The following is a 24186-nucleotide window of genomic DNA, read 5'->3' as shown; positions in this document are numbered from 1 at the left end:
CCCCGAGGCCGCACGCATCCTCGCCCGGCTCGACGCCGTGCGGGCTGATCTGGCCCGCCTCGGCGCCGACGCCGGTTCGGCGCCCGAGGTGCCTGCCGACGTCACATCCCGGATCGATGACGCGCTGCGGGATGCACCCCGCCACGGCTCGGCCACCCGGGCCGGTCACGCCGTCGTGCGGCCCGCGCTGACCCGCAACCAGCGGATCGCCGTCGTCGTCGGTCTGGTAGCCACTGCCGCGGCGGTCGTCCTCGGTGCGGTGGCATTGGCCCGCGAACCCGCTCCGGTGTTTCCGGCCGGGCCCACCGCATCGCAGATCACCGCCCCGGCAGCCGGCCAACGCGACTTCCCGCTGTCCGAGACCGAGTTGCGCGCCCTGCTGGGTGCCGAGCCGGTCCTGGGGCCGCTGGCCGATGCCCAGCGGCTCGCCTCGTGCCTGACCGGTCTGGGTCATCCCCCCGACCAGGAGGTACTCGGTGCACGGGCCTTCGAGCTGGGCGGTCGGCCGGCGGTGGTGCTGTTGCTGCCCTCGGACGGACCACGCGAACCGCACCGCATCACCGCGGTCGCGGTCGAGCCGACCTGCAGCGCCGCGCACTCGGCCCTCATCGCCCGAACTGGTCTTGACCGGGGATGAACGCATCCACACCGGCACTGGGCAGGTCGGCGGGAACAGCCGGGCATACCCTGTTGTTAGAACCCGTGCCGCAGGCAGAAAGGCTCGCATGACTTCCTCACCCACCATCCATGACGTCATCGTCATCGGTTCCGGTCCGGCCGGCTACACCGCCGCCGTGTACGCCGCGCGCGCCCAGCTCAACCCGCTGGTGTTCGAAGGCACCCAGTTCGGCGGTGCGTTGATGACCACCACCGAGGTGGAGAACTACCCCGGATTCAAGGACGGCATCACCGGCCCCGAACTGATGGACCAGATGCGCGAACAGGCGCTGCGGTTCGGCGCCGACCTGCGCATGGAAGACGTCGACGCGGTCGACCTGACCGGGCCGGTGAAGACCGTGACGGTCGGCGACGAGACCCATCAGGCGCGTTCGGTCATCCTGGCCATGGGTGCGGCGGCCCGGCACCTGGGTGTTCCCGGCGAGGACACGCTGCTCGGCATGGGGGTGAGCACCTGCGCCACCTGCGACGGCTTCTTCTTCCGGGACCAGGACATCGCGGTCATCGGCGGTGGTGACTCCGCGATGGAGGAGGCCACCTTCCTGACCCGCTTCGCCCGCAGTGTGACGTTGATCCACCGCCGCGACGAGTTCCGCGCCTCCCGGATCATGCTGGAGCGCGCGAAGTCCAACGACAAGATCAAGATCCTGACCAACACGGCGGTGACCTCGATCGAGGGCGACTCCAAGGTCACCGGCATCCGGCTGCGCGACACCGTCTCCGGTGCGGAGTCCGAACTCGCCGTGACCGGGGTGTTCGTCGCCATCGGTCACGACCCGCGCTCGGAGTTGGTGCGCGGGCAGGTCGACCTCGACGACGAGGGCTACGTCAAGACGCGCGGCCGCACCACCTACACCTCGGTCGACGGTGTGTTCGCCGCGGGTGACCTGGTCGATCACACCTACCGCCAGGCGATCACCGCCGCCGGGACGGGCTGCTCGGCCTCCATCGACGCCGAACGCTGGCTCGCCGATCACGAGGACACCCCGACGGCTCCCCCGTCACCCACCACCGCCGACGGCAGCGATCTGATAGGAGCACAGCAATGAGCGATTCCGGTACGGAGACCGCCACGGTCGAGGTGACCGACGATTCATTCTCCGAGGACGTGCTGTCCGCCGGGACGCCGGTCCTGGTCGACTTCTGGGCCACCTGGTGCGGGCCGTGCAAGATGGTCGCTCCGGTGCTCGAGGAGATCGCCGCGGAGAAGGCGGGGTCTCTGACCGTCGCCAAGCTCGACGTGGACGAGAATCCGGGCACCGCCCGCGACTTCCAGGTGGTGTCGATCCCGACGATGATCCTGTTCAAGGATGGTCAACCGGTCAAGCGGATCGTCGGCGCCAAAGGTAAGGCTGCCCTGCTGCGCGAGATCGCTGATCTGGTCTGACGCTTGCCGGCGGGCTCACCCGCGAAGGGTGAAATCCCGCCCAGCGTTTTCGGATTGACGCGGAATTCTGCGACAATGGCGATCATGTCGAGTCTGCGTCGCGGTGACCGCGGGGGTGCGGTCACCGAGATCAGAGCCGCGCTGGCGGCATTGGGGATGATCGACAACCCCGACGACGACCTCACCACCGGACGCCATGTCGCCGTCGACGTTTTCGACGGTGAACTCGACCACGCCGTGCGGGCGTTTCAGCAGCACCGTGGCCTGCTGGTCGACGGCATCGTCGGCGAGGCGACCTACCGCGCGCTCAAGGAGGCGTCCTACCGCCTGGGCGCGCGCACCCTCAATCACCAGTTCGGCGCACCGATGTACGGCGACGACGTGGCCACATTGCAGGCGCGGCTGCAGGATCTCGGTTTCTACACCGGGCTGGTCGACGGTCACTTCGGGTTGCAGACACACAACGCCCTGAGCTCCTACCAGCGTGAGTACGGGCTGTATCCCGACGGCATCTGTGGTCCGGAAACGTTGCGCTCCTTGTACTTCCTCGGTTCCCGCGTGACCGGCGGTTCCCCGCACGCGATCCGTGAGGAAGAGCTGGTGCGCAGCTCGGGCCCGCGGCTGTCCGGCAAGCGCATCATCATCGATCCGGGCCGCGGTGGCGACGATCACGGTCTGATCATGAACGGTCCCGCGGGTCCGATCAGCGAGGCAGACATCCTGTGGGACTTGGCGACTCGTCTCGAAGGACGGATGACCGCGATCGGCATGGAGACGTTCCTGTCCCGTCCGGCGGCTGGGACTCCCACCGACGCCGAGCGGGCCGGGACGGCCAACACCGTCGGCGCCGATCTGATGATCAGCCTGCGCTGTGCGACTCAGGCCAGCCCGGCTGCCAATGGCGTGGCCTCGTTCCACTTCGGCAATTCGCACGGTTCGGTATCCACCATCGGCCGTAACCTGGCCGACTTCATCCAACGGGAAGTCGTGGCGCGCACCGGTTTACGTGACTGTCGCGTACACGGTCGCACTTGGGACCTGCTCCGGCTGACACGGATGCCCACCGTGCAGGTCGACGTCGGCTACGTCACCAACCCCGGTGACCGCACCACCCTGGTTTCGACCGTCTCGCGCGATTCGATCGCCGAGGGCATTCTGGCCGCGGTGAAACGGCTCTACCTGTTGGGCAAGAACGACCGACCCACCGGCACATTCACTTTCGCCGAACTACTGGCTCACGAGCTGTCGGTCGAGCAGGCCCGGCACGGCTGAGGCCGGCCCGCGCCGAATTCGCCCGCCGGTCAATCGCAGGAACCGGCCCCGGAACCGACCGTCTGCAGTTGCGCACTCTGCAACAACCGTTCCAGGGCTGCCTCGACCCCGGCCTTCCAGCCCAGACCCTGTTCCAGTTCCAGTCGCAGTCTCGGGAAGTACGTGTGATGCGACACCACCACGAACCCGGCGTCGAGCAACAGGTCGCTGTCGAGGACGCACTGCTCCACCGAACAGTCACCTAAGGCCTCCACCACCGGTTGCACGTCGGTGGGCAGCGCGGTGCCCTCCGCGAGCGTGGCGACCTCGGCGGTGCGCCCGAACGCCTCGAGCGCGCGCACGCCCCGTCGCACCAGATCCGCCACCACCGCCGAGATCAGTGAGCGCGACAGTTCCGGTACGGCCTGGCCGGCTTCGATGCCCAGCGAGGTGAGCAACACGGCGTCCGCGCTGACCGGTCCGGTCGGGAACCGGGTTGCCCTCGGGACCGAGCGCGGCGGGGCGTAGAACACGTACCCGAGGCACGGTTCGTCCCCGGTGTCGACGACGAGCTCTCCCGGTGCGAGGTCGTCCGCGCACTCCACCGCCAGCTGACCGCATGACCCCCACTCCAGCATGACCATCGACAGCCACGCTTCCTTCTCGAACTCGGGATCCGAGAGCTGGGATTCACCGCCCAATGTCACCGGGTCGACCTCCCAGTACACACAGCGCCGCGCGTGCTTGGGCAACTGCTCGAATGCTTCGAGCCGAAGAGGCGTGATACGAGCGGCCACTACACTCCTGGGTCTCGGTCGCCGCACCGGTGTGGTCGGCTGCCTCTACAGGATAGAAGGCGGGTCCACCCCCAGCCCGCCGTGCCCTGGATTTCCCCGCGCTGCGCGCTCATCTGCTGAATTCGTTTGGGCTGCAAGAGTTTTGCCGACGAAGGCTGCGGAACTGCCGCGCTGCGGCCGTCCTGTGTCACAGTGACGTAATTCCCGTGGGTGGTCGGTCACCGGTTGGACGAGTTCATCAGCTCGACAATGCGCTGCAGATCGTCCACCGAGCCGAATTCCACGACGATCTTGCCTTTGCGCTTGCCCAGGCTCACGGTGACCCGGGTATCGAACGCCGATGAGAGTTGTTCGGCGACATCCTGGAGCCCCGGCATCTGGATCGGCTTGCGGCGGGGGGCCGGCGGCGCCGTATTGCCCTCACGATTGGCGAGCGTCACCGCCTCCTCCGTCGCCCGGACCGACAGACCCTCGGCAACGATCCGCGCCGCGAGCTCCTCCTGGACCTCCGGCCCGCCCTCCAACGACAGCAGCGCCCGCGCATGCCCTGCCGACAGGACGCCCGCCGCCACTCGGCGCTGCACCGCGATCGGCAGCCGCAGCAGGCGGATCATGTTGGTGATCAGCGGGCGCGACCGGCCGATCCGCGCGGCCAGTTCATCGTGGGTGACCTCGAACTCGTCGAGCAGTTGCTGATAGGCGGCGGCCTCTTCCAACGGATTCAGCTGCACCCGGTGGATGTTCTCCAGCAGCGCGTCGCGCAGCATGCTGTCGTCGGTGGTCTCCCGCACGATCGCCGGGATGGTGGCGATGCCGGCCTCCTGGGCCGCACGCCACCGCCGCTCCCCCATCACCAGTTGATAGCGCGGCGCGGCCGGCGCATCGTCGGGCGCCGGGACGGCGCGCACGACGATCGGCTGCATCAGGCCGAACTCACGGATCGAATGGACCAGCTCGGCCAGCGCCTCCTCGTCGAAGGACTGGCGGGGCTGACGCGGGTTCGGCTCGATCTGCGCCGGATCGATCTCGCGGTACACGGCCCCGGCCGGGTTGGCCTCCTCGGGCGGTGCTGCCGGGCTCGGACCACCGAGCACGACGTCGGCGGCGGCCGACCCCATTCGCGGTCCGAAGGTGGACGGATCACCGTCGTCGGCCGGGCCGGTCGGAATGAGGGAGGCCAAACCACGGCCCAGACCGCTGCGCTTGCGTGCCGCTGGATTGTTCATCGCATACCTCTTCTCGTCACGCTCACCCGAGCACCGGCCCGGCTCATTGCGGCTGATCTCCCACACCGCGGGTTGCCAGCTCGCGGCTGGCGTCCAGGTAGCTCATCGCGCCCCGGGAGCCGGGGTCGTAGTCGAGGATCGTCATTCCGTAGCCCGGCGCTTCGGAGACCTTCACGCTGCGCGGGATGACCGTCTGCAGGACCTTGTCGCCGAAGTGCGCCCGGACGTCCATCGCGACCTGATCGGCGAGCTTGGTCCGGCCGTCGTACATGGTGAGCACCACCGTGGTGACGTCCAGCGCCGGATTCAGATGCGCCTTGACCATCTCGATGTTGCGCAGCAACTGACCCACGCCCTCCAGCGCGTAGTACTCACATTGGATGGGGATCAGCACCTCCGGTGCGGCGACCAAGGCGTTGATGGTCAGCAGACCCAGCGACGGCGGACAGTCGATGAAGACGTAGTCGAAGTCATGCTGCTCGAGCTCCGCGAGCGCGGTTCGCAGCCGGCCCTCCCGGGCCACCATGCTGACCAACTCGATCTCCGCGCCGGCCAGATCGATGGTTGCCGGAATGCAGAACAACCGCTCGCTGTGCGGGCTCGGCTGCAGCGCGTCCTGGACCGAGATCTCCCCGATCAAGACCTCGTAAGACGACGGGGTGCCGGGGCGGTGTTCGATACCCAGCGCCGTGCTGGCATTGCCCTGCGGATCGAGGTCGATGACGAGGACGCGCATCCCCTGCAGAGCCAACGCCGAGGCGATGTTGACCGCGGTCGTGGTCTTGCCCACGCCGCCCTTCTGGTTGGCGATCGTGAACACACGTTGGCGAGCGGGTCGGGGCAGCTGCCCCTGCGCTGCGTGCATCATCCGGACCGCGCGCTCGGCCTCGGCGCCAATCGGGGTGTCCACGTCGTGACTGTCCCACGTTTCACGTGAAACATCGGTGGGCATCGCTTCCGACTCTCCGGGGACCGACATCACCCGGGTCTCCTTCCCGACGTCGCCTGCTTGCTCCGCGGCATATTCCGGAACCCTACGACCACGGTTGCGGGCGGGTCCACGTATTGCGCGCCACATCTCTCCACCTTCACATCGGTCAGGCCCAGCGCCGTGAGCGACCGCCGGTGCTCACGCACCTCGTCGTCGGCCCGCTCTCCCTTGATCGCCAGCATCCTTCCCCCGGCCCGCAACAGCGGCGCACTCCACCGAGTCAACTTGTCCAACGCCGCCACCGCGCGCGACACCACGACATCCAGTTCCCCCACCTCGTCACGAACCGCCCGGTCCTCCGCCCGCCCCCGGATCACCGTGCAGTCGATCTGCAGTTCGTCGATCACCTCGCGCAGGAAGTCGCTCCGGCGCAGTAGCGGTTCGATGAGCGTCACGTGAATGTCGGGTCGGGCCAGAGCCAACGGTATCCCGGGCAGCCCCGCGCCACTACCGATGTCCCCGACCCGCTCGCCGGATTCGACGAGTGCCTCGATCACTGCGCTGTTGAGGATGTGCCGATCCCACAACCGGCCGACCTCCCGGGGGCCGAGCAGGCCCCGCTCCACGCCGGCTCCGGCAAGGATCTCGGCGTAGCGAACAGCCGCCGGCGCGGCCGTGCCGAAGACCGAATCGACCGCGGCGGGTGGGGGTGGCACCTCCGTATGTTTCACGTGAAACATCCTCCGACCGTGCGCGCGGAACGACGAACTACATCGATGTAACTCTGGCCTCAGTCGACGAGAACGACGACGCGGCGCGACGGCTCCACGCCCTCGCTCTCACTGTGCACCCCCGACACCGCGGCGACCGCGTCATGGACGATCTTGCGCTCGAACGGCGTCATCGGCGCCAACTCCTCGCGCTCACCGGTCTCGAGGACCCGGTGCGCCACCTTGTCCCCCAACGCCGCCAGCTCGTCGCGCCGGCGCTGGCGCCACTGTGCGATGTCGAGCATCAGGCGGCTGCGCTCGCCAGTCTTCTGGTGCACCGCCAACCGAGTCAGTTCCTGCAGCGCGTCGAGCACCTCGCCCTTGCGGCCGACCAGCTTCGTGAGGTCACTTCCGCCGTCGATACTCACCACCGCTCGGTCACCCTCGACGTCGAGATCGATGTCTCCGTCGAAGTCGAGCAGATCCAACAGCTCTTCGAGATAGTCGCCGGCGATCTCACCCTCGGCAACGAGCCTGTCTTCCATCGCTCCCCCGTTACCCGTCGCACCGCCGTCGTCGTTCTGGTCGTCCTCGGTGCTGTCCACAGCGGCCTCGGCGGTCTCTGCGGTTTCGAACTTGGTCATGCCTACCTCTTTCTTGTTCGCGCGCGCTCGCGGATCAACGCTTCCGTTTCTTCGGGCGGGCGCCGGGTTTCGGGGTACGGTTCACCGCTCCGTTCCGACTGGCGGGTCCGGCTGCGCCGGAACCGTTGTTCGAGGCCTTCGACTTCGCCCGGCTCGGCGGCTCGGTCTGCGTGTCGTCGCCACCCACATCGGCCTCGGGATCGGCCTCGGGGTCCGTCGCGTCTTTGGCATCGGCAGCGGAGCCTGCCTCGGTCCGCTTCTTGCGGCCCGGCTTGGCTCCCGGAGCCGGCGCGTTGGCAGCCCGGCGCTCGATCGCTTCCTGCTTCTTGAGCTCTTCTTCCTTCTCGATCTTGCCGAACACGTAGTGCTGCTGACCGAAGGTCCAGATGTTGTTGGCGAACCAGTACAGGATGATGGCCAGCGGCAGGAACGGGCCGCCGACGACCACGCCCAACGGGAACACGTACAGCGCCAGCTTGTTCATCAGCGCGGTCTGCGGGTTGGCTGCGGCTTCCGCACTCTGCCGCGCCACCGAGGCACGGCTGTTGAAGTACGTCGCGATGCCCGCCGCGATCATGATGGGCACGCCCACCCCGATCACCGCGGCGCGGCTGAATTCGGTGAACGCCTCCAGGCCGGCGGTCTGGGTCATGTAGGCACCCAGCGGGGCGCCGAACAGGTTCGCGTCCAGGAAGTGGCGCACGTCCTCGGCGCTGAAGAAGTAGTTCGGCAGTTGGGCGTTTTCCTCGACCGTCAGGTTCAGATGGCCGAACCCGATGCCGCCGGTGCGGTTGAAGGAGCGCAACACGTGATACAGACCCAGGAACACCGGGATCTGCGCCAGCATCGGCAGGCAGCCGAGGATCGGGTTGAACCCGTGTTCGCGCTGCAACTTCTGCATCTCCAGCGCCATGCGCTGGCGGTCCTTGCCGTACTTCTTCTGCAGGGCCTTGATCTGGGGCTGCAGTTCCTGCATCTGCCGGGTGGTGCGGATCTGGCGGACGAAGGGCTTGTAGAGAATCGCCCTCAGCGTGAAGACCAGGAACATCACCGACAGCGCCCAGGCGAAGAAGTTGGTCGGCCCGAGTACGAAGGCGAACACCTTGTACCAGAACAACATGATCGCCGACACCGGGTAATAGATGATGTCGAGACTGAAGAAATTAAACACGCGGCTGACTCTTCCGTTGCTGGTCCGGGCTGGCCCGGTGGTCGGCGACATCGCATCCGCACGGGGCGGCCGGGTCGCTGGGACATTCGCGGTCGGAGGTGCGATCCGGAATCGGATCCCAGCCCCCGTGGTGCCACGGCCCGCACTTGAGCAGCCGAACCACGGCCAGCCAGCCACCCCGCAGCGCTCCGTACTCGGACAGCGCGTCCACGGCGTACTGACTACAAGTGGGGGTGAACCGACAGGTCGGCAGGCGAAGCGGCGAGATGGTGTGCCGATACAGCTCGATCACAGAGATCAGGGCCCGCACCGGGATCGACCGCCTCGTCACTGGGCCGCTCCGGACCGCAGCCGGGTGCGCTCCAGCGCAGTCCGCAGCTCCTGCTCCAAACGGCCCGACAGCGCGTGGCGGCTGCGGGGCAGCGCGCGGATCACCAAGCGGTCCGCCGGTTCGAGATCGTCGAGCACCGCGCGCGCCACATGACGCAGTTGCCGGGACACGCGATGGCGTTGCACCGCATTGCCCACTGCTTTGGAGACGACCAGGCCGATCCTCGGTCCGGGGTCACCGGTTTCGTCAGAACGCAGCGCGTACACGATGAGGTCGGGCTGAGCAGCCCGTGTCCCCTGACTCACTGTGGCACCGAACTCGGCCGACCGCGTCATCCGGTACCGAGCCGGAAGCACCGCGTCAGACCTTGGATCGGATCACGCAGTCAGCGAGCGACGGCCCTTGCGGCGCCGGTCCGAGACGATGGCGCGGCCCGCGCGCGTGCGCATCCGCAGCCGGAACCCATGCACCCGTGCACGACGACGGTTGTTGGGTTGGAAGGTCCGCTTGCCCTTGGCCACGGCAGTCACTCCTTGTTGCGTCTGGCCGCCACGCCTGCCCCGGCATGATCGGTCATGCCGGACGTGACGTGGACGGCCGTTGGTAAGCTCGTCGGTTTCACAAACTTGCCGGCGCGGTCCCCGATGCCGCCGGGTCGCAGCCGTATCGCCACTTGCGGGCGACTGTTCGAGGGTACTGACGACAATTCGCTGGGTCAAACCTGCGCAGAGGGGCCGAAGCCCCGGCCCGGGCCCGGTCAGGTAGTGAAATTCACTGTCACCGCCATCACATCCACACCTCCCGTCACGTTCTTCTGGAACGATTGAGCCAGTGGCCGAATGGATCCGGATCCCGACCCCCGGCAATGTTGTAGAACTGTTGGCACCCGGAGAGAAAACTGTTAGCTTCTGGCAATGCCGATTCCACCGTGGGTCGGCGCACGACAACGAAGCGAGGACGCCCGCTCCGCGAGCCCACTGAATGCAGCATCGTGACGCGCTCCGGCCCGTGGCGTCTTCGCCGGTAGACAACACAACGAAGACGAACGTCCTCTCTCCACAGACTGTGGATAACTTTGTGGACAGTCCGTCCTCGTTCGTCAGGTCGACCCCAGGTCGGCCGCGAGGGGGTACGTGTCTGTGAGCGCTGACCCCGATCCCCCGTTCGTCACCATCTGGAACAACGTCGTCACCGAACTCAACGGTCACGACGGGGCCGACGGCGCAGTCCTGACCCCCCAGCAGCGCGCCTGGCTCAAACTCGTCCAACCGCTCGTCATCACCGAGGGCTTCGCCCTGCTCTCGGTGCCCACCCCGTTCGTCCAGAACGAGATCGAACGCCACCTTCGCGAACCCATCGTGGCGGCGCTGAGTCGTCAGCTCGGCCAGCGCGTGGAACTCGGGGTCCGCATCGCCGATCCGCCCGCCGACCAAGCCGGCGACGAGCACAACGGCCGATCCGGCCCGACGCTCGACGCCCTCGACTCCGACACCTCACCCGACGACGGCGCGGCCTCGCCCGACGGAACGGCCGGATCCGACGACGACGTCGACGATGATCTGGCCGCCCGCGTCAGCGCCGAAGAGCACTGGCCGTCCTACTTCGCCAACCGCGCCGCCATCTCGGCCAGCGATGACGCCACCGGTGTCACCCTGAACCGGCGCTACACCTTCGACACCTTCGTCATCGGAGCGTCCAACCGCTTCGCGCACGCCGCGTCACTGGCCATCGCCGAGGCACCGGCGCGCGCCTACAACCCGCTGTTCATCTGGGGAGAGTCCGGGCTGGGCAAGACGCACCTGCTGCACGCAGCCGGCAACTACGCCCAGCGGCTGTTCCCCGGGATGCGGGTCAAGTACGTCTCCACCGAGGAATTCACCAACGACTTCATCAACTCGCTGCGCGATGACCGCCGGGCCTCGTTCAAACGCACCTACCGCGACATCGATGTCCTGCTCGTCGACGACATCCAGTTCATCGAGGGCAAGGACGGCATCCAGGAAGAGTTCTTCCACACCTTCAACACCCTGCACAACGCGAACAAGCAGATCGTGATCTCGTCCGACCGGCCGCCCAAACAGCTGGCCACCCTCGAGGACAGGTTGCGCACCCGGTTCGAGTGGGGCCTGATCACCGACGTCCAGCCCCCCGAACTCGAGACCCGAATCGCCATCCTGCGCAAGAAGGCTCAGATGGATCGTCTCGACGTGCCCGGCGACGTGCTCGAACTGATCGCCAGCCGCATCGAACGCAACATCCGCGAACTCGAGGGCGCACTCATCCGGGTCACGGCCTTCGCGTCGCTGAACAAGACCCCGATCGACAAAGCGCTGGCCGAGATCGTCCTGCGCGACCTCATCTCCGATCCGGCCACCATGCAGATCAGCACCGCGGCCATCATGGCAGCCACCGCCGAGTACTTCGAAACCAGCGTCGACGAGCTCCGCGGGCCCGGCAAGACCCGGGCGCTGGCCCAGTCCAGGCAGATCGCGATGTATCTGTGCCGCGAACTCACCGACCTCTCGCTGCCCAAGATCGGCCAGGCCTTCGGCCGCGATCACACCACGGTGATGTACGCCGAGAAGAAGATCCGGGCCGAAATGGCCGAGCGCCGTGAGGTCTTCGATCACGTCAAGGAACTCACCACCCGCATCCGCCAGCGCGCCAAGCGCTGAGCCCGGACTCCCACCCCCACCGCCGGATCGCTCGCCGCGACACCCGGCGGAGTCTTGTCATGCCCGTCTGCGGCGATCCCGGGGCCGAACGAACGGAAAACCTCGAAAAAACTTCCGCCCCCGCCGTCTCACGAGTCACAAGATTTCCTGTGCACCGCCGTGTGCACTACCTGAGGTCAACCCTCGGATCCCCCACCACCGCGGTCCACAACCGGATCGTCATCCCCAGGCCGTGCCCAGGCGCGCCCAGGATATGCACACCAGACTCACAGCCATCCGACGGCGCTGGCCAGCACCGACATGGGTCTGTCCCCAGAATTCACAACCCCTATTACTGATACTCATATCTCTCCAGCAATTTCTCTTAGAAGAAGTCGGCTGGGGAAACCTCGACGTCACAGGCCCGCCGCAGCGCCGCGCGCCGGCGTTGTCGGCCCGATCGTTTAGCTTTCAAGTTGGGGCTGGAAGCTCTACGGTGGTTCATCGACGGCCGTTGCGGTCGACGCACCGCCCGCGCCCCGGGCGCGAGGTGCGCCGGCCGTGGAAAACCGCTGATTGACGCTTTTATCGGGGTGTGCATCGAAGGGACGCTATGAACGTGGCGACGACAACGGCTGGTCTCACGGATTTGAAGTTTCGACTGGCCCGCGAGGACTTCGCCGACGCCGTCGCCTGGGTGGCCCGCAACCTGCCGTCGCGGCCCACGGTGCCGGTGCTGGCCGGGGTGCTGCTGACCGGCTCCGATGAGGGGCTGACGATCTCCGGATTCGACTACGAGGTTTCCGCCGAGGTCCAAATTCCTGCTGAAATCGCTTCTCCTGGAAGTGTTTTGGTGTCAGGACGGTTGCTCTCCGACATCGTGCGATCGCTGCCGGCCAAGCCTGTCGACGTCAGCGTCGAGGGAACCAGGGTGGCTCTGAGCTGCGGAAGCGCCCGGTTCTCCCTGCCCACGATGGCGGTCGAGGACTATCCGACCCTGCCGACCCTGCCCGAGGAGACGGGTGTGGTTTCGGCCGACTTGTTCGGCGAGGCGATCGGGCAGGTCGCGGTCGCCGCGGGCCGCGACGACACGCTTCCGATGCTGACCGGCATCCGGGTCGAGATCTCCGGCGAGAAAGTGGTTTTGGCCGCCACCGACCGGTTCCGGCTGGCGGTGCGGGAACTGACCTGGTCCACCGATTCCGCCGGCGTGGAGGCCGCGGTGTTGGTCCCGGCCAAGACACTGGCCGAAGCGGCCAAGGCCGGCACCGATGGCACCGAGGTGCATCTGTCGCTCGGGTCGGGCCCCTCGGTCGGCAAGGAAGGGCTGCTGGGAATCCGCAGTGACGGCAAGCGCAGCACGACGCGTCTGCTCGACGCCGAGTTCCCGAAGTTCCGCCAGTTGTTGCCGAGCGAACACACCGCCATCGCCACCATCGGCGTCGCCGAGCTCACCGAGGCGATCAAACGTGTCGCGCTGGTCGCCGACCGCGGAGCCCAGGTCCGGATGGAGTTCGCCGACGATGTGTTGCGCCTGTCGGCCGGCGCCGACGATGTCGGCCGTGCCGAGGAGGATCTGCCGGTTCAGTTCGCCGGGGATCCGCTGACCATTGCTTTCAACCCGGCGTATCTGACCGATGGCCTGGGCTCACTGCACGCCGATCGGGTGACATTCGGTTTCACCACCCCGAGTCGCCCAGCGGTGTTGCGTCCGGCGGGCGATGATGAGGATGGCGCTGCCGGCAGCGGTCCTTTTCCGGCGGCGCAGACCGACTATGTCTATCTGTTGATGCCGGTTCGGCTACCCGGCTGACCGGCCTGATCGCACGAGAAGGGGCGTTGACATGCAGCTGGGTCTCGTCGGCCTGGGCAAGATGGGTTTCAACATGCGCGCGCGGTTGCGCGACGGCGGTCACGAGGTGATCGGCTACGACCCGCGGCCCGAGGTCTCCGATGTCGCATCCCTGGCCGAGCTGGCCGAGAAGTTGCCCACCCCGAGGGTGGTGTGGGTGATGGTGCCGTCCGGGACCGTGACCGATGAAACGATCGTGAGCCTGGCCGGGGTTCTGGGCAAGGGCGATCTGGTCATCGATGGTGGCAATTCCCGGTACACCGCCGATGAGCCGCATGCACAACTGTTGGCCAACAAGGGAATTGCGTTCGTCGATGCCGGTGTGTCCGGCGGCGTATGGGGCCTGACCGAGGGTTACGGACTGATGGTGGGTGGTTCGGACACCGACGTGGAGAGGGCGATGCCGATCTTCGACACGCTGCGTCCACCCGGTCCGCGGGAGGACGGGTTCGTCCACGTCGGGCCGGTCGGGGCGGGTCATTTCGCCAAGATGGTGCACAACGGTGTCGAGTACGCCCTGATGACCGCCTACGCGGAGGGGTACGAGATGCTGGCGGCCGAGGACATGGTCAAGAATCCGCAGGCGGTCTATCAGGCCTGGTCGAATGGCACCGTGGTGCGCTCCTGGCTGCAGCAGCTGCTCGCCAAGGCCCTCAAGGAGGACCCGAACCTGGACGAGATCACCGGCTACACAGAGGATTCCGGTGAAGGGCGGTGGACCGTCGAGGAGGCGATCCGACTGCGGGTTCCGGTACCGGGAATCGCGGCGTCGTTGTTCGCCCGGTTCCTGTCCCGCCAGGAGGATTCGCCGACGATGAAGGCGGTCGCCGCTCTGCGTAACCAGTTCGGCGGCCATGCCGTGCACCGGATCAGTGAGTCCGGCTGAGCGCAGCTGCTGATCGAGACTCCCGGTGCATGTTCGTCACCTCGCTCTGACCGACTTTCGGTCATGGCCGCGAGCTGAGCTCGAACTCGCACCCGGGCGGACCGTGTTCGTCGGTCCGAACGGCTTCGGAAAGACGAATCTCATTGAAGCCCTGTGGTATTCGGCGACGCTGAGTTCACATCGGGTGGCCGGTGACGCACCGTTGATCCGGGCGGGCACCGACCGCGCGGTGGTCTCGACCATCGTCGTCAACGAGGGCCGGGAACTGGCGGTCGACCTCGACATCACGTCCGGGCGGGCGAACAAGGCCAGATTGAACCGCTCCCCGGTGCGGTCGGCTCGCGAGATTCTCGGCGTGCTGCGCGCGGTGTTGTTCGCGCCGGAGGATCTGGCCCTGGTGCGCGGGGACCCCGCCGAGCGTCGTCGCTATCTCGATGAGTTGGCCACCACCCGGCGTCCGCGTATCGGGGGTGTCCGTGCGGACTACGACAAGGTGGTGCGCCAGCGCACCGCACTGCTCAAGACCGCGGCCGGCGCCCGGTATCGCGGTGACCAGAGCGTGCTGGACACCCTCGATGTGTGGGACGGGCATCTCGCCGGCCACGGTGCCCAATTGATCGCCGCCCGTGTGGATCTGGTGAACGAGCTCGGTCCCGAGGTGGAGAAGGCCTACCAGCTGCTGGCCCCGTCCTCGCGGCCCGCGTCGGTGCGTTACCGAAGCCGCGTCGAGGCCGTGGAAGCCGAGGCAGCCGCCGGGAACACCGATGTTGAGGTCTTCGAGGCCGTCCTGCTCGATGAGCTGAGCCGGCGCCGTGACGCCGAGTTGGAACGTGGTGTGTGTCTGGTCGGGCCGCACCGAGACGATCTCGAACTGCGGCTCGGCGACCAGGTCGCCAAGGGATTCGCCAGTCACGGGGAGTCCTGGTCGATGGCGCTGGCGCTGCGGCTGGCGGCCTACGAGTTGTTGCGTGCCGAGGGCAGTGACCCGGTGCTGTTGCTCGACGACGTGTTCGCCGAGCTGGACACCGCGCGCCGGCAGGCGCTCGCCCAGGTGGCGGCTTCGGCCGAGCAGGTGCTCGTCACCGCGGCGGTGCACGACGACGTCCCGGCTGATTGGGATGCCAGACGGGTCGAGATCAGCATGCGTGAGGGTGACACGGGCCGGATATCGGAGGTGCGGTGATGTCGGACGAGCGTGAGGAAGCGCCGCAGGACTCGTCACCGGAACCGCCGGTGCACCTGGCGAACATGGCCGGGATGGATCTGGTGCGGCGGACGCTGGAAGAGGCGCGCGGCATCGCCAGACAACAGGGTAAGAATGTCGGGCGCGGCCGGCACACTCCACCGCCGCGCCGGATCGCCGGCGGTGGCCGGCGCCGCTGGTCGGGACCGGGCCCGGACGGACGCGATCCGCAGTTGTTCGGCTCGGCGACCCACGACCTGGCGCGCAGCCGCGGCTGGTCGAACCGGGTGGCTCAGGGCGCGGTGTTCGGCCGGTGGCGCGCGGTCGTCGGCGAACAGATCGCCGAGCACGCCTCCCCCACCTCGCTGCACGACGGTGTGCTGACCGTCTCGGCCGAGTCGACGGCGTGGGCCACCCAGTTGCGGATGGTGCAATCCCAGCTGCTCGCCAAGATCGCGGCTGCGGTTGGAGACGGTGTGGTGAGCTCGCTGAAGATCATGGGTCCGGTGGGTCCGTCCTGGCAGAAGGGCCGCTACAGCGTGCGCGGCCGGGGCCCCCGGGACACCTACGGCTGACCGCTGCCGCGGATTGGCTCAGAGCCACCAGAACGCTGCGGGGCAGTTTCCACGGCGTCAAGACCTATCTCGATTCGAGAAATTCCGCGCACGTCGCGATCAGGACTATAGAAACGCCGCCACAGAATCGGTCTTGACGGTCGGGAACGGTAGACTGTCCGGAGACCCGCGAGCGGTGTCGACCGCTCAGCAGGTACCCCCTGCGAAACACCAAGGAGACGCGTCCAACGTGGCTGCCCAGAAGAAGAATGCTCCGAGCCAGTACGGCGCCGACTCGATCAAGGTCCTCGAAGGCCTCGAGGCCGTACGCAAACGCCCGGGCATGTACATCGGCTCGACCGGGGAGCGCGGCCTGCACCACCTTATCTGGGAGGTGGTCGACAACGCCGTGGACGAGGCGATGGCCGGTTTCGCCAGCCGCGTCGACGTCCGCATTCTCGAGGACGGCGGCGTCCAGGTCACCGATGACGGCCGCGGGATTCCGGTGGGCATGCATTCGACCGGCATCCCGACCGTCGACGTGGTGATGACCGTGCTGCATGCCGGTGGCAAGTTCGAGGAGGGTGCCTACCAGGTCTCCGGTGGTCTGCACGGTGTCGGTGTGTCGGTGGTCAACGCCCTGTCCACCCGGCTCGAGGCCGACATCCTCACCGATGGCTACGAGTGGTTCCAGACCTACGACAGGTCGGTGCCCGGGACGCTCAAGCAGGGCGAGAAGACCAAGAAGACCGGTACGACGATCCGGTTCTGGGCCGATCCGGATGTCTTCGAGACGACCAACTACGACTTCGAGACGATCTCGCGCCGGCTGCAGGAGATGGCCTTCCTCAACAAGGGGCTGACCATCGAGCTGACCGATGAGCGGGTGGCCGCCGAAGAGGTCGTCGAAGAGGTCGTCAGCGGCACCGCCGAAGCGCCGAAGTCGGCCGAGGAGAAGGCCGCCGAGTCCGCCGGCCCGCAAAAGGTCAAGCACCGGGTGTTCCACTACCCCGGCGGGCTGACCGATTTCGTCAAGCACATCAACCGCACCAAGACCCCGATCCAGCCCAGCGTCATCGACTTCGACGGCAAGGGTGACGGTCACGAGGTCGAGGTCGCGATGCAGTGGAACGCCGGCTATTCGGAGTCGGTGCACACCTTCGCCAACACCATCAACACCCATGAGGGCGGCACGCATGAGGAGGGCTTCCGCACGGCCCTGACCTCGGTGGTCAACAAGTACGCCAAAGACAAGAAGCTGCTCAAGGACAAAGATCCGAACCTGACCGGCGACGACATCCGGGAAGGCCTGGCCGCGGTGATCTCGGTGAAGGTGTCGCAGCCACAGTTCGAAGGTCAAACGAAGACCAAGCTGGGCAACACCGAGGTCAAGTCGTTCGTGCAGCGGATCTGCAACGAGCAGCTCAGCCACTGGTTTGAGGCGAACCCGGCGGAAGCCAAAACTGTTGTCAACAAGGCGGTGTCGTCGGCTCAAGCCCGGTTGGCGGCGCGCAAGGCCCGGGAGTTGGTGCGCCGCAAGAGCGCGACCGACATCGGTGGCCTGCCCGGAAAGCTCGCCGACTGCCGCTCCACCGATCCGCGCAAGTCCGAGCTGTATGTCGTCGAGGGTGACTCGGCCGGGGGTTCGGCCAAGAGCGGCCGCGACTCGATGTTCCAGGCGATCCTGCCGTTGCGCGGCAAGATCATCAACGTCGAGAAGGCGCGTATCGACCGTGTGCTGAAGAACACCGAGGTCCAGGCGATCATCACCGCACTGGGCACCGGCATCCACGACGAGTTCGACATCACCAAGCTGCGCTACCACAAGATCGTGCTGATGGCCGACGCCGACGTCGACGGCCAGCACATCTCGACGCTGCTGTTGACGCTGCTGTTCCGCTTCATGAAACCGCTTGTGGAGAACGGTCACATCTTCCTGGCGCAGCCGCCGCTGTACAAGTTGAAGTGGCAGCGCAGTGAACCCGAGTTCGCCTACTCCGACCGTGAGCGCGACGGGCTGCTCGAGGCCGGTCGCAAGGCGGGCAAGAAGATCAACGTCGACGACGGCATCCAGCGCTACAAGGGTCTGGGCGAGATGGACGCCAAGGAGCTGTGGGAGACCACGATGGATCCCTCGGTGCGGGTGCTGCGCCAGGTCACCCTCGATGACGCGGCGGCCGCCGACGAACTGTTCTCGATCCTGATGGGCGAGGACGTGGAAGCCCGGCGCAGTTTCATCACGCGTAACGCCAAAGACGTTCGCTTTCTTGATGTTTAGAAATCTATCGACGATTCGATACGACCAATCGAGGCTGACCACACATGACTGATACGACGCTGCCACCAGGCGACGAAGCCGGCGACCGCATCGAACCTGTCGACATCCAGCAGGAGATGCAGCGCAGCTACATCGATTACGCGATGAGCGTCATCGTCGGCCGCGCCCTGCCCGAGGTGCGGGACGGGCTCAAGCCGGTGCACCGCCGGGTCCTCTACGCGATGTTCGACTCCGGGTTCCGGCCCGATCGCAGCCACGCGAAATCCGCACGCTCGGTTGCCGAAACGATGGGCAACTACCATCCGCACGGCGACGCGTCGATCTACGACACCCTGGTCCGGATGGCCCAGCCGTGGTCGATGCGCTACCCGCTGGTCGACGGACAGGGCAACTTCGGTTCGCCGGGCAACGATCCACCAGCTGCCATGCGCTACACCGAAGCGCGGCTGACGCCGTTGGCGATGGACATGCTGCGCGAAATCGACGAGGAAACAGTCGATTTCGTACCGAACTACGACGGCAGGGTGCAGGAGCCCACGGTTCTGCCGAGCCGTTTCCCGAACCTGCTGGCCAACGGGTCGGGCGGCATCGCGGTCGGGATGGCCACCAACATCCCGCCGCACAACCTCGGGGAGCTCGCCGAGGCGGTGTACTGGTGCCTGGAGAACCACGAGGCAGACGAGGAAGCCACGCTGGCCGCGGTGTGTGAACGGGTCAAGGGGCCCGACTTCCCCACCCACGGTCTGATCGTGGGCACCCAGGGGATCACCGACACCTACACCACCGGTCGCGGTTCGGTGCGGATGCGCGGTGTGGTCGAGATCGAGGAGGACTCCCGCGGGCGCACCTCACTGGTGATCACCGAGTTGCCCTATCAGGTCAACCACGACAACTTCATCACCTCGATCGCCGAGCAGGTCCGCGACGGCAAGCTGGGCGGCATCTCCAACATCGAGGATCAGTCCAGCGACCGGGTTGGGCTGCGCATCGTCGTCGAGATCAAGCGCGACGCGGTGGCCAAGGTGGTGCTGAACAACCTCTACAAGCACACCCAGCTGCAGACCAGCTTCGGCGCGAACATGCTCGCGATCGTCGACGGTGTGCCGCGCACACTGCGCCTCGATCAGCTGATCCGGCACTACGTCAACCATCAGCTCGACGTGATCGTGCGGCGCACCACCTACCGGTTGCGCAAGGCCAACGAACGGGCCCACATCCTGCGCGGTCTGGTCAAGGCGCTCGACGCGCTCGACGAGGTGATCGCGTTGATCCGGGCCTCGGAAAGCGCCGACGTCGCCCGGACCGGCCTGATGGAGCTGCTCGACGTCGACGAGATCCAGGCGCAGGCCATCCTGGACATGCAGTTGCGGCGCCTCGCCGCCCTGGAGCGCCAGCGCATCATCGACGATCTGGCCAAGATCGAGGCCGAGATCGCCGACCTCGAGGACATCCTGGCCAAGCCGGAACGCCAGCGCGCCATCGTGCACGACGAGCTCGCCGAGATCGTCGACAAGCACGGCGACGCCCGGCGCACCCGCATCGTGGCCGCCGACGGTGAGGTGGCCGACGAGGATCTGATCGCCCGCGAGGACGTCGTGGTCACGATCACCGAGACGGGCTACGCCAAACGCACCAAGACCGACCTGTACCGCAGCCAGAAGCGGGGCGGCAAGGGGGTGCAGGGTGCCGGCCTCAAGCAGGACGACATCGTCAACCACTTCTTCGTCTGCTCCACCCACGACTGGATCCTGTTCTTCACCACGCAGGGCCGGGTGTACCGGGCCAAGGCCTACGACCTGCCGGAGGCTTCGCGCACGGCCCGGGGCCAGCACGTCGCGAACCTGTTGGCCTTCCAGCCCGAGGAACGCATCGCCCAGGTCATCCAGATCAAGAACTACGAGGATGCGTCGTACCTGGTGCTGGCGACCCGCAACGGTCTGGTGAAGAAGTCGCGGCTGGTCGACTTCGACTCGAACCGCTCCGGCGGGATCGTCGCGGTGAACCTGCGCGACGGTGACGAGCTGGTGGGCGCGGTGCTGTGTGCCTCCGACGACGATCTGCTGCTGGTCTCGGCGAAGGGCCAGTCGATCCGGTTCTCGGCGACCGACGAGGTGCTGCGTCCGATGGGCCGGGCCACCTCCGGTGTGCAGGGCATGAGGTTCAACACCGATGACGCGTTGTTGTCGCTCAACGTGGTGCGCGCCGACACATATCTGCTGGTGGCGACGTCGGGCGGGTACGCCAAGCGGACCGCGATCGAGGAGTATCCGGTGCAGGGCCGAGGTGGAAAGGGTGTCCTGACCATCCAGTTCGACCGCCGACGTGGCACTCTGGTCGGAGCGTTGATCGTCGACGATGACACCGAGCTCTACGCCATCACCTCCGGTGGTGGGGTCATCCGGACGGGCGCGCGACAGGTCCGCAAGGCGGGGCGCCAGACCAAGGGCGTTCGCTTGATGAACCTGGGCGAGGGCGACACACTTATCGCGATCGCCCGAAACGCCGAAGCCGGTGACAGTACAGACGAGGTCAACACCGATCCCGGGAGCGACTGACCAGTGAGGAGTCGTAGGTGAGCTCACCCAATGAGCCGGGTTCTGCTCATGACGCAGGTTCGTCGGGGGGCTCCGCGACGCATGGCGGTACCGGGCAGTCGGGGTCGGCGCCGGCGAACGTCGCCGATCACGGCGATGTGCCGCCGTGGCAGCGGGGCGCCCGGGCCCGTCAGCAGCAGCCGGAGGGGCAATCGGCCGAGGGCGGCCGAAGCAGTGGTCAGCAGGGTCTCGACGCCCGGCTGAACCGGTTCATCTCCGGCGGTTCGACCCCCGAGCCCACTCCGCCCGGCCGCAACGAGCGCACCGACGTCGTGCGGCCCGAGCAGGGTGGCCGGCCGGAGCAGGGCGCCCGGCCCGATCAGGGTGCCCGGCCGGAGAACGCCAAGTACGCCAGTGAGCTGCCGGACCTGTCCGGGCCGCCGCGGCCTCCCCAGCAGCGCAAACCCGCCGCCGAACGCCCGCAGGGCGAGCAGCCGAGCCGACCGCAGCAGCCGGCGAAGGCCGTGCAGGTGTCGACCCGTCAGCACACCGGTCCGGTACGGGCCAGCATGCAGATCCGGCGGATCGATCCGTGGAGCACGCTGAAGGTGTCGCTGCTGCTGTCGGTGGCGCTGTTCTTCGTGTGGATGATCGCGGTGGCGTTCCTGTACCTGGTGCTCGGCGGTATGGGTGTGTGGACCAAGCTGAACAGCAACGTCGGTGACCTGCTGACCAGCGCCAGCGGTGCGTCCGGCGGGGAGTTGGTGTCCAGTGGCACCATCTTCGGCGGTGCGGCGCTGATCGGGCTGGTCAACATCGTGCTGCTGAGCGCGGCGGCCACCATCGGGGCCTTCATCTACAACCTGACCACCGACCTGGTCGGCGGTGTCGAGGTCACCCTCGCCGATCGCGATTGACCGGGCGGGCATCGAGTTTGGGAGACTGCCGCACCGTACGGTAATCTCGTCGCTCGGCCCGTGTGGTTCACGGGGCTATAGCTCAGGCGGTTAGAGCGCTTCGCTGATAACGAAGAGGTCGGAGGTTCGAGTCCTCCTAGCCCCACGGAAAGGTTCCCATCCGATGAAGCAGGTGCTGGTGTTCGCGGCGATCGCCGCAGCGCTGGCCGGGGCGATCGTGTGGCGGACCCAGCATGGGCCTGAGGTGTGGCACAGCCTGCCGGACCGCCGGGCCGATGTGCCTTCCTGATCACCATCAGGGGCCTTAGCTCAGTTGGTAGAGCGCTGCCTTTGCAAGGCAGATGTCAGGAGTTCGAATCTCCTAGGCTCCACAAGAACACGACAGCCCGCAGACCATGCCGCCCGGCGTGCTGTGCTCTCTGCCGCCTCTCGCCTAGAACCCTCCGCAGTTCGGTGTCGTCGGCAACCCGTTGAATCGATCGGCGATCCACTGCATCGCCGGCTCCCCGTCGACCACCATCGGCAGCGCGTGGTTGATGACGAGCTTGTTGAATATCGGCGGGCCTTCGTTGGTGCGGAACTCGATGTCGCTGCCTTTGGCGCACCAGTCCCGGCCGAGTTGGACGGCGGGCACGTAGGGCACCAGTGGGTCGAACCGGTTGCTGTTGATCAGTACGGGCGCATTGGGCTTGAGGGTGCCGAGCTTCTGCAGATCGAGCAAACCCCGGAACTGCGGATCTGCCAACAACTCTTGAATCGGATGATTGAAGTACGGCTGCAGGTGCCGGAACATGAACTTCACCACCGACTCCCCGACGCACTGGTCCTTGGTCTTGGCGACGAAGTCCTGGCCGCGCGGCGTCAGCAGCGCCCGGATCCGCGGCTCGGCTTCCGGGTAGGACTGCATGACGCTGTTCAGCGCGTAGCCGATGACCCCGACCAGCGCGCTCCCGTCGGCGTAGGGCAACAACGCGGCGAGGTCGGCAGGTGGGGCGCCGGCGTAGGTGCCCACGATGTCGAGTTCGGGGGCGTAGGCGGGCGCCAGCTCGGCAGCCGAGGCCGCCGCGCCGCCGCCCTGCGAGTATCCCCAGAACGCCACTGGGCCGCCGGGAACCAGCGATGTGTCCGGCAGGTGCCGAGCTGCCCGCGCCGCGTCGAGCATGGCCTGTCCCTGAGACAGGCGGTTGACGTAGGTGTGCGTCACGCCGATGGTGCCCAGGCCCTCGTAGTCGGTCATGACGATGGCGAACCCGCGACGGACCAGGGTCTCGACGAATCCCATCTCGTAGTTCAGCATGATGTCCAGGTAGGGCGACCAGTGGATGCCCTGGTTGAACTGCCGCGACGGCGCGCACTGATCGCCTTGCCCCTGGGTGCCCGGGCCGTAGACGATCAGCGGTCGGGGCCCCTGACCGGGCCAGGGCGCGAACGGCTCGAAGTAGGTTCCGGTCACCACGTTCGGTTTGCCGTGGGCGTCGGTGCTGCGATACATGATCCGCGTCCCGGAAGCCTGGATGGCTCCGAGTTGACCGGAGGGCTCGAGGACCAGCCTCGACGGCTCACTGCGAACCAGATCGCCGGGCGCGACGTCCGGCAACGGATTCGGTGGGGTGTAGAAAGCGGTGTACTCGTCCTCGTTGTAGAACGGATACCAGTCATCTGCGCGCGCCAAACCAGTTGAGAGACAACCGATGACAATGGAAGCGGAAAGGATGACAGACAGCGCCCCAGCCCGGATCACTACCGGACAGTAACAAACGGGTCGCCGAATGACTACGGATTCATCACGCATCACTCGGAGATCGGACTGTAACGTCGAAGGGCGTGATCCGGGCGGCCCGAGCCCACCGTCCACCGGGCCCCGCGCAGCGCGCGATACCGTGGCTGACGCCGTCATCACGCCTACGCCCGTCGCCGACCGGTGGCCACGGGCTGTCGGACGCTCACAGGGAGGTCGATCGTGCCCACCGCACCGGTGCCTGCAGAGACGATCGACGCCGTCGTCCAGCTGGCCTGCCGGGCGCCGTCTTTTCACAACTGCCAGCCGTGGCGCTGGGAGCTCGAGCGCGGCCGGCTCCACCTGTTCATCGACCCGGACCGGCTCGTCGACACCGACCGCACCGGCCGCGAGACGCTGATCAGCTGCGGCGCCGCGCTGGACCACCTGCGCGTCGCGGCGGCGGGGGCCGGCTGGGCCACCGC

23 protein-coding genes, 2 tRNA genes and 1 pseudogene are annotated in these 24186 nt (G+C 67.0%); 16 read left to right on the top strand and 10 right to left on the bottom strand.

Annotated elements, in window-relative coordinates:
- From ACXAID_RS17185 to ACXAID_RS17170, 4 genes are all read left to right on the top strand, one after another.
- The coding region (locus tag ACXAID_RS17185) for a hypothetical protein (protein ID WP_475023412.1) at positions 1-637 on the top strand (637 nt) is incomplete at its 5' end.
- Between the two features lie 88 nt (positions 638-725).
- Complete coding sequence (trxB, locus tag ACXAID_RS17180; RefSeq protein WP_475023411.1) at positions 726-1727, top strand: thioredoxin-disulfide reductase; 1002 nt, start codon at positions 726-728, stop codon at positions 1725-1727.
- Entirely contained in the window at positions 1724-2065 is a 342-nt protein-coding gene (gene trxA, locus ACXAID_RS17175; RefSeq protein ID WP_475023410.1) for a thioredoxin, read from the top strand. The genes trxB and trxA overlap by 4 nt, the downstream gene beginning before the upstream one ends.
- Before the next feature lie 84 nt (positions 2066-2149).
- Positions 2150-3337, top strand: a complete 1188-nt coding sequence (locus ACXAID_RS17170; RefSeq protein WP_475023409.1) for an N-acetylmuramoyl-L-alanine amidase — start codon at positions 2150-2152, stop codon at positions 3335-3337.
- Between the two features lie 29 nt (positions 3338-3366).
- Here ACXAID_RS17170 and ACXAID_RS17165 read toward each other — a convergent pair whose 3' ends face one another.
- The 9 genes from ACXAID_RS17165 to rpmH form a co-directional block, all read right to left on the bottom strand.
- Positions 3367-4113 carry an acetyltransferase gene (locus tag ACXAID_RS17165; RefSeq protein WP_475023408.1) on the bottom strand — a complete coding sequence of 249 codons (747 nt, stop codon included), beginning with the start codon at positions 4111-4113 and terminating at the stop codon, positions 3367-3369.
- 218 nt (positions 4114-4331) lie between these two features.
- Positions 4332-5339, bottom strand: a complete 1008-nt coding sequence (locus tag ACXAID_RS17160) for a ParB/RepB/Spo0J family partition protein (protein ID WP_475023407.1) — start codon at positions 5337-5339, stop codon at positions 4332-4334.
- A gap of 43 nt (positions 5340-5382) precedes the next feature.
- Positions 5383-6318 carry a ParA family protein gene (locus ACXAID_RS17155; RefSeq protein WP_475023406.1) on the bottom strand — a complete coding sequence of 312 codons (936 nt, stop codon included), beginning with the start codon at positions 6316-6318 and terminating at the stop codon, positions 5383-5385.
- Positions 6318-7001: a 16S rRNA (guanine(527)-N(7))-methyltransferase RsmG gene (rsmG, locus tag ACXAID_RS17150; protein WP_475023405.1), complete on the bottom strand. Its 684-nt coding sequence runs from the start codon at positions 6999-7001 to the stop codon at positions 6318-6320. Before rsmG ends, ACXAID_RS17155 begins: the two co-directional genes overlap by 1 nt.
- A 59-nt stretch (positions 7002-7060) precedes the next feature.
- Positions 7061-7624, bottom strand: a complete 564-nt coding sequence (locus ACXAID_RS17145; RefSeq protein WP_475023404.1) for a Jag family protein — start codon at positions 7622-7624, stop codon at positions 7061-7063.
- Positions 7625-7658: 34 nt separating this feature from the next.
- The gene (yidC, locus tag ACXAID_RS17140) at positions 7659-8846 is read right to left on the bottom strand and encodes a membrane protein insertase YidC (RefSeq protein WP_475023403.1); all 1188 of its coding nucleotides are present in this window, start codon (positions 8844-8846) and stop codon (positions 7659-7661) included.
- The gene (yidD, locus tag ACXAID_RS17135) at positions 8788-9126 is read right to left on the bottom strand and encodes a membrane protein insertion efficiency factor YidD (protein WP_475023402.1); all 339 of its coding nucleotides are present in this window, start codon (positions 9124-9126) and stop codon (positions 8788-8790) included. The genes yidC and yidD overlap by 59 nt, the downstream gene beginning before the upstream one ends.
- Positions 9123-9482: a ribonuclease P protein component gene (gene rnpA, locus ACXAID_RS17130; protein WP_475023401.1), complete on the bottom strand. Its 360-nt coding sequence runs from the start codon at positions 9480-9482 to the stop codon at positions 9123-9125. Before rnpA ends, yidD begins: the two co-directional genes overlap by 4 nt.
- A 21-nt stretch (positions 9483-9503) precedes the next feature.
- On the bottom strand, positions 9504-9647 hold the full coding sequence (rpmH, locus tag ACXAID_RS17125; protein WP_014818477.1) for a 50S ribosomal protein L34: 144 nt from the start codon (positions 9645-9647) through the stop codon (positions 9504-9506).
- A gap of 618 nt (positions 9648-10265) precedes the next feature.
- On the opposite strand from rpmH, the gene dnaA reads away from it, so the two are divergent.
- From dnaA to ACXAID_RS17070, 11 genes are all read left to right on the top strand, one after another.
- Positions 10266-11801, top strand: coding sequence for a chromosomal replication initiator protein DnaA (gene dnaA, locus ACXAID_RS17120; protein WP_475023400.1), 1536 nt, complete (start codon positions 10266-10268; stop codon positions 11799-11801).
- Between the two features lie 592 nt (positions 11802-12393).
- A complete protein-coding gene (gene dnaN / locus ACXAID_RS17115) occupies positions 12394-13593 on the top strand; it encodes a DNA polymerase III subunit beta (RefSeq protein ID WP_475023399.1) in 1200 nt (399 codons plus the stop codon).
- A gap of 31 nt (positions 13594-13624) precedes the next feature.
- Positions 13625-14518: a phosphogluconate dehydrogenase (NAD(+)-dependent, decarboxylating) gene (gnd, locus tag ACXAID_RS17110; protein ID WP_475023398.1), complete on the top strand. Its 894-nt coding sequence runs from the start codon at positions 13625-13627 to the stop codon at positions 14516-14518.
- Positions 14519-14543: 25 nt separating this feature from the next.
- Positions 14544-15701: a DNA replication/repair protein RecF gene (recF, locus tag ACXAID_RS17105; RefSeq protein WP_475023397.1), complete on the top strand. Its 1158-nt coding sequence runs from the start codon at positions 14544-14546 to the stop codon at positions 15699-15701.
- Complete coding sequence (locus ACXAID_RS17100; RefSeq protein ID WP_475023396.1) at positions 15701-16276, top strand: DUF721 family protein; 576 nt, start codon at positions 15701-15703, stop codon at positions 16274-16276. The genes recF and ACXAID_RS17100 overlap by 1 nt, the downstream gene beginning before the upstream one ends.
- 229 nt (positions 16277-16505) lie before the next feature.
- Positions 16506-18533, top strand: coding sequence for a DNA topoisomerase (ATP-hydrolyzing) subunit B (gene gyrB / locus ACXAID_RS17095; RefSeq protein ID WP_475023395.1), 2028 nt, complete (start codon positions 16506-16508; stop codon positions 18531-18533).
- A gap of 44 nt (positions 18534-18577) precedes the next feature.
- Entirely contained in the window at positions 18578-21088 is a 2511-nt protein-coding gene (gyrA, locus tag ACXAID_RS17090; RefSeq protein WP_475023394.1) for a DNA gyrase subunit A, read from the top strand.
- 17 nt (positions 21089-21105) lie between these two features.
- Complete coding sequence (locus ACXAID_RS17085) at positions 21106-21984, top strand: DUF3566 domain-containing protein (RefSeq protein WP_475023393.1); 879 nt, start codon at positions 21106-21108, stop codon at positions 21982-21984.
- 71 nt (positions 21985-22055) lie between these two features.
- Positions 22056-22129: transfer RNA gene (locus ACXAID_RS17080), tRNA-Ile, on the top strand.
- Positions 22130-22147: 18 nt separating this feature from the next.
- Complete coding sequence (locus tag ACXAID_RS17075) at positions 22148-22273, top strand: hypothetical protein (RefSeq protein ID WP_475023392.1); 126 nt, start codon at positions 22148-22150, stop codon at positions 22271-22273.
- Between the two features lie 9 nt (positions 22274-22282).
- Positions 22283-22355 (top strand) — tRNA-Ala (locus tag ACXAID_RS17070).
- 62 nt (positions 22356-22417) lie between these two features.
- Here the strand turns inward: ACXAID_RS17070 and ACXAID_RS17065 are convergent.
- Positions 22418-23725 (bottom strand): lipase family protein, encoded by a 1308-nt coding sequence (locus ACXAID_RS17065; protein ID WP_475023391.1) that lies wholly within the window; start codon positions 23723-23725, stop codon positions 22418-22420.
- A 219-nt stretch (positions 23726-23944) separates the two neighbouring features.
- On the opposite strand from ACXAID_RS17065, the pseudogene ACXAID_RS17060 reads away from it, so the two are divergent.
- A pseudogene (locus ACXAID_RS17060) lies at positions 23945-24186 on the top strand (NAD(P)H nitroreductase); the annotation flags it as partial.

The sequence above is a fragment of the Mycobacterium sp. ABE4_509 genome (assembly GCF_056160785.1).
Note: the sequence above shows the minus strand (reverse complement) of the source record. Positions and strands in the feature narration are given on the sequence as shown.

Coding starts and splice junctions, on each gene's coding strand:
- ACXAID_RS17145 (WP_475023404.1), bottom strand. CDS start 7,624: ATGACCAAGTTCGAAACCGCAGAGACCGCCGAGGCCGCTGTGGACAGC.
- ACXAID_RS17100 (WP_475023396.1), top strand. CDS start 15,701: ATGTCGGACGAGCGTGAGGAAGCGCCGCAGGACTCGTCACCGGAACCG.
- gnd (WP_475023398.1), top strand. CDS start 13,625: ATGCAGCTGGGTCTCGTCGGCCTGGGCAAGATGGGTTTCAACATGCGC.
- trxA (WP_475023410.1), top strand. CDS start 1,724: ATGAGCGATTCCGGTACGGAGACCGCCACGGTCGAGGTGACCGACGAT.
- ACXAID_RS17155 (WP_475023406.1), bottom strand. CDS start 6,318: ATGTCGGTCCCCGGAGAGTCGGAAGCGATGCCCACCGATGTTTCACGT.
- dnaN (WP_475023399.1), top strand. CDS start 12,394: ATGAACGTGGCGACGACAACGGCTGGTCTCACGGATTTGAAGTTTCGA.
- trxB (WP_475023411.1), top strand. CDS start 726: ATGACTTCCTCACCCACCATCCATGACGTCATCGTCATCGGTTCCGGT.
- ACXAID_RS17170 (WP_475023409.1), top strand. CDS start 2,150: ATGTCGAGTCTGCGTCGCGGTGACCGCGGGGGTGCGGTCACCGAGATC.
- yidC (WP_475023403.1), bottom strand. CDS start 8,846: ATGTCGCCGACCACCGGGCCAGCCCGGACCAGCAACGGAAGAGTCAGC.
- ACXAID_RS17160 (WP_475023407.1), bottom strand. CDS start 5,339: ATGAACAATCCAGCGGCACGCAAGCGCAGCGGTCTGGGCCGTGGTTTG.
- gyrA (WP_475023394.1), top strand. CDS start 18,578: ATGACTGATACGACGCTGCCACCAGGCGACGAAGCCGGCGACCGCATC.
- ACXAID_RS17075 (WP_475023392.1), top strand. CDS start 22,148: ATGAAGCAGGTGCTGGTGTTCGCGGCGATCGCCGCAGCGCTGGCCGGG.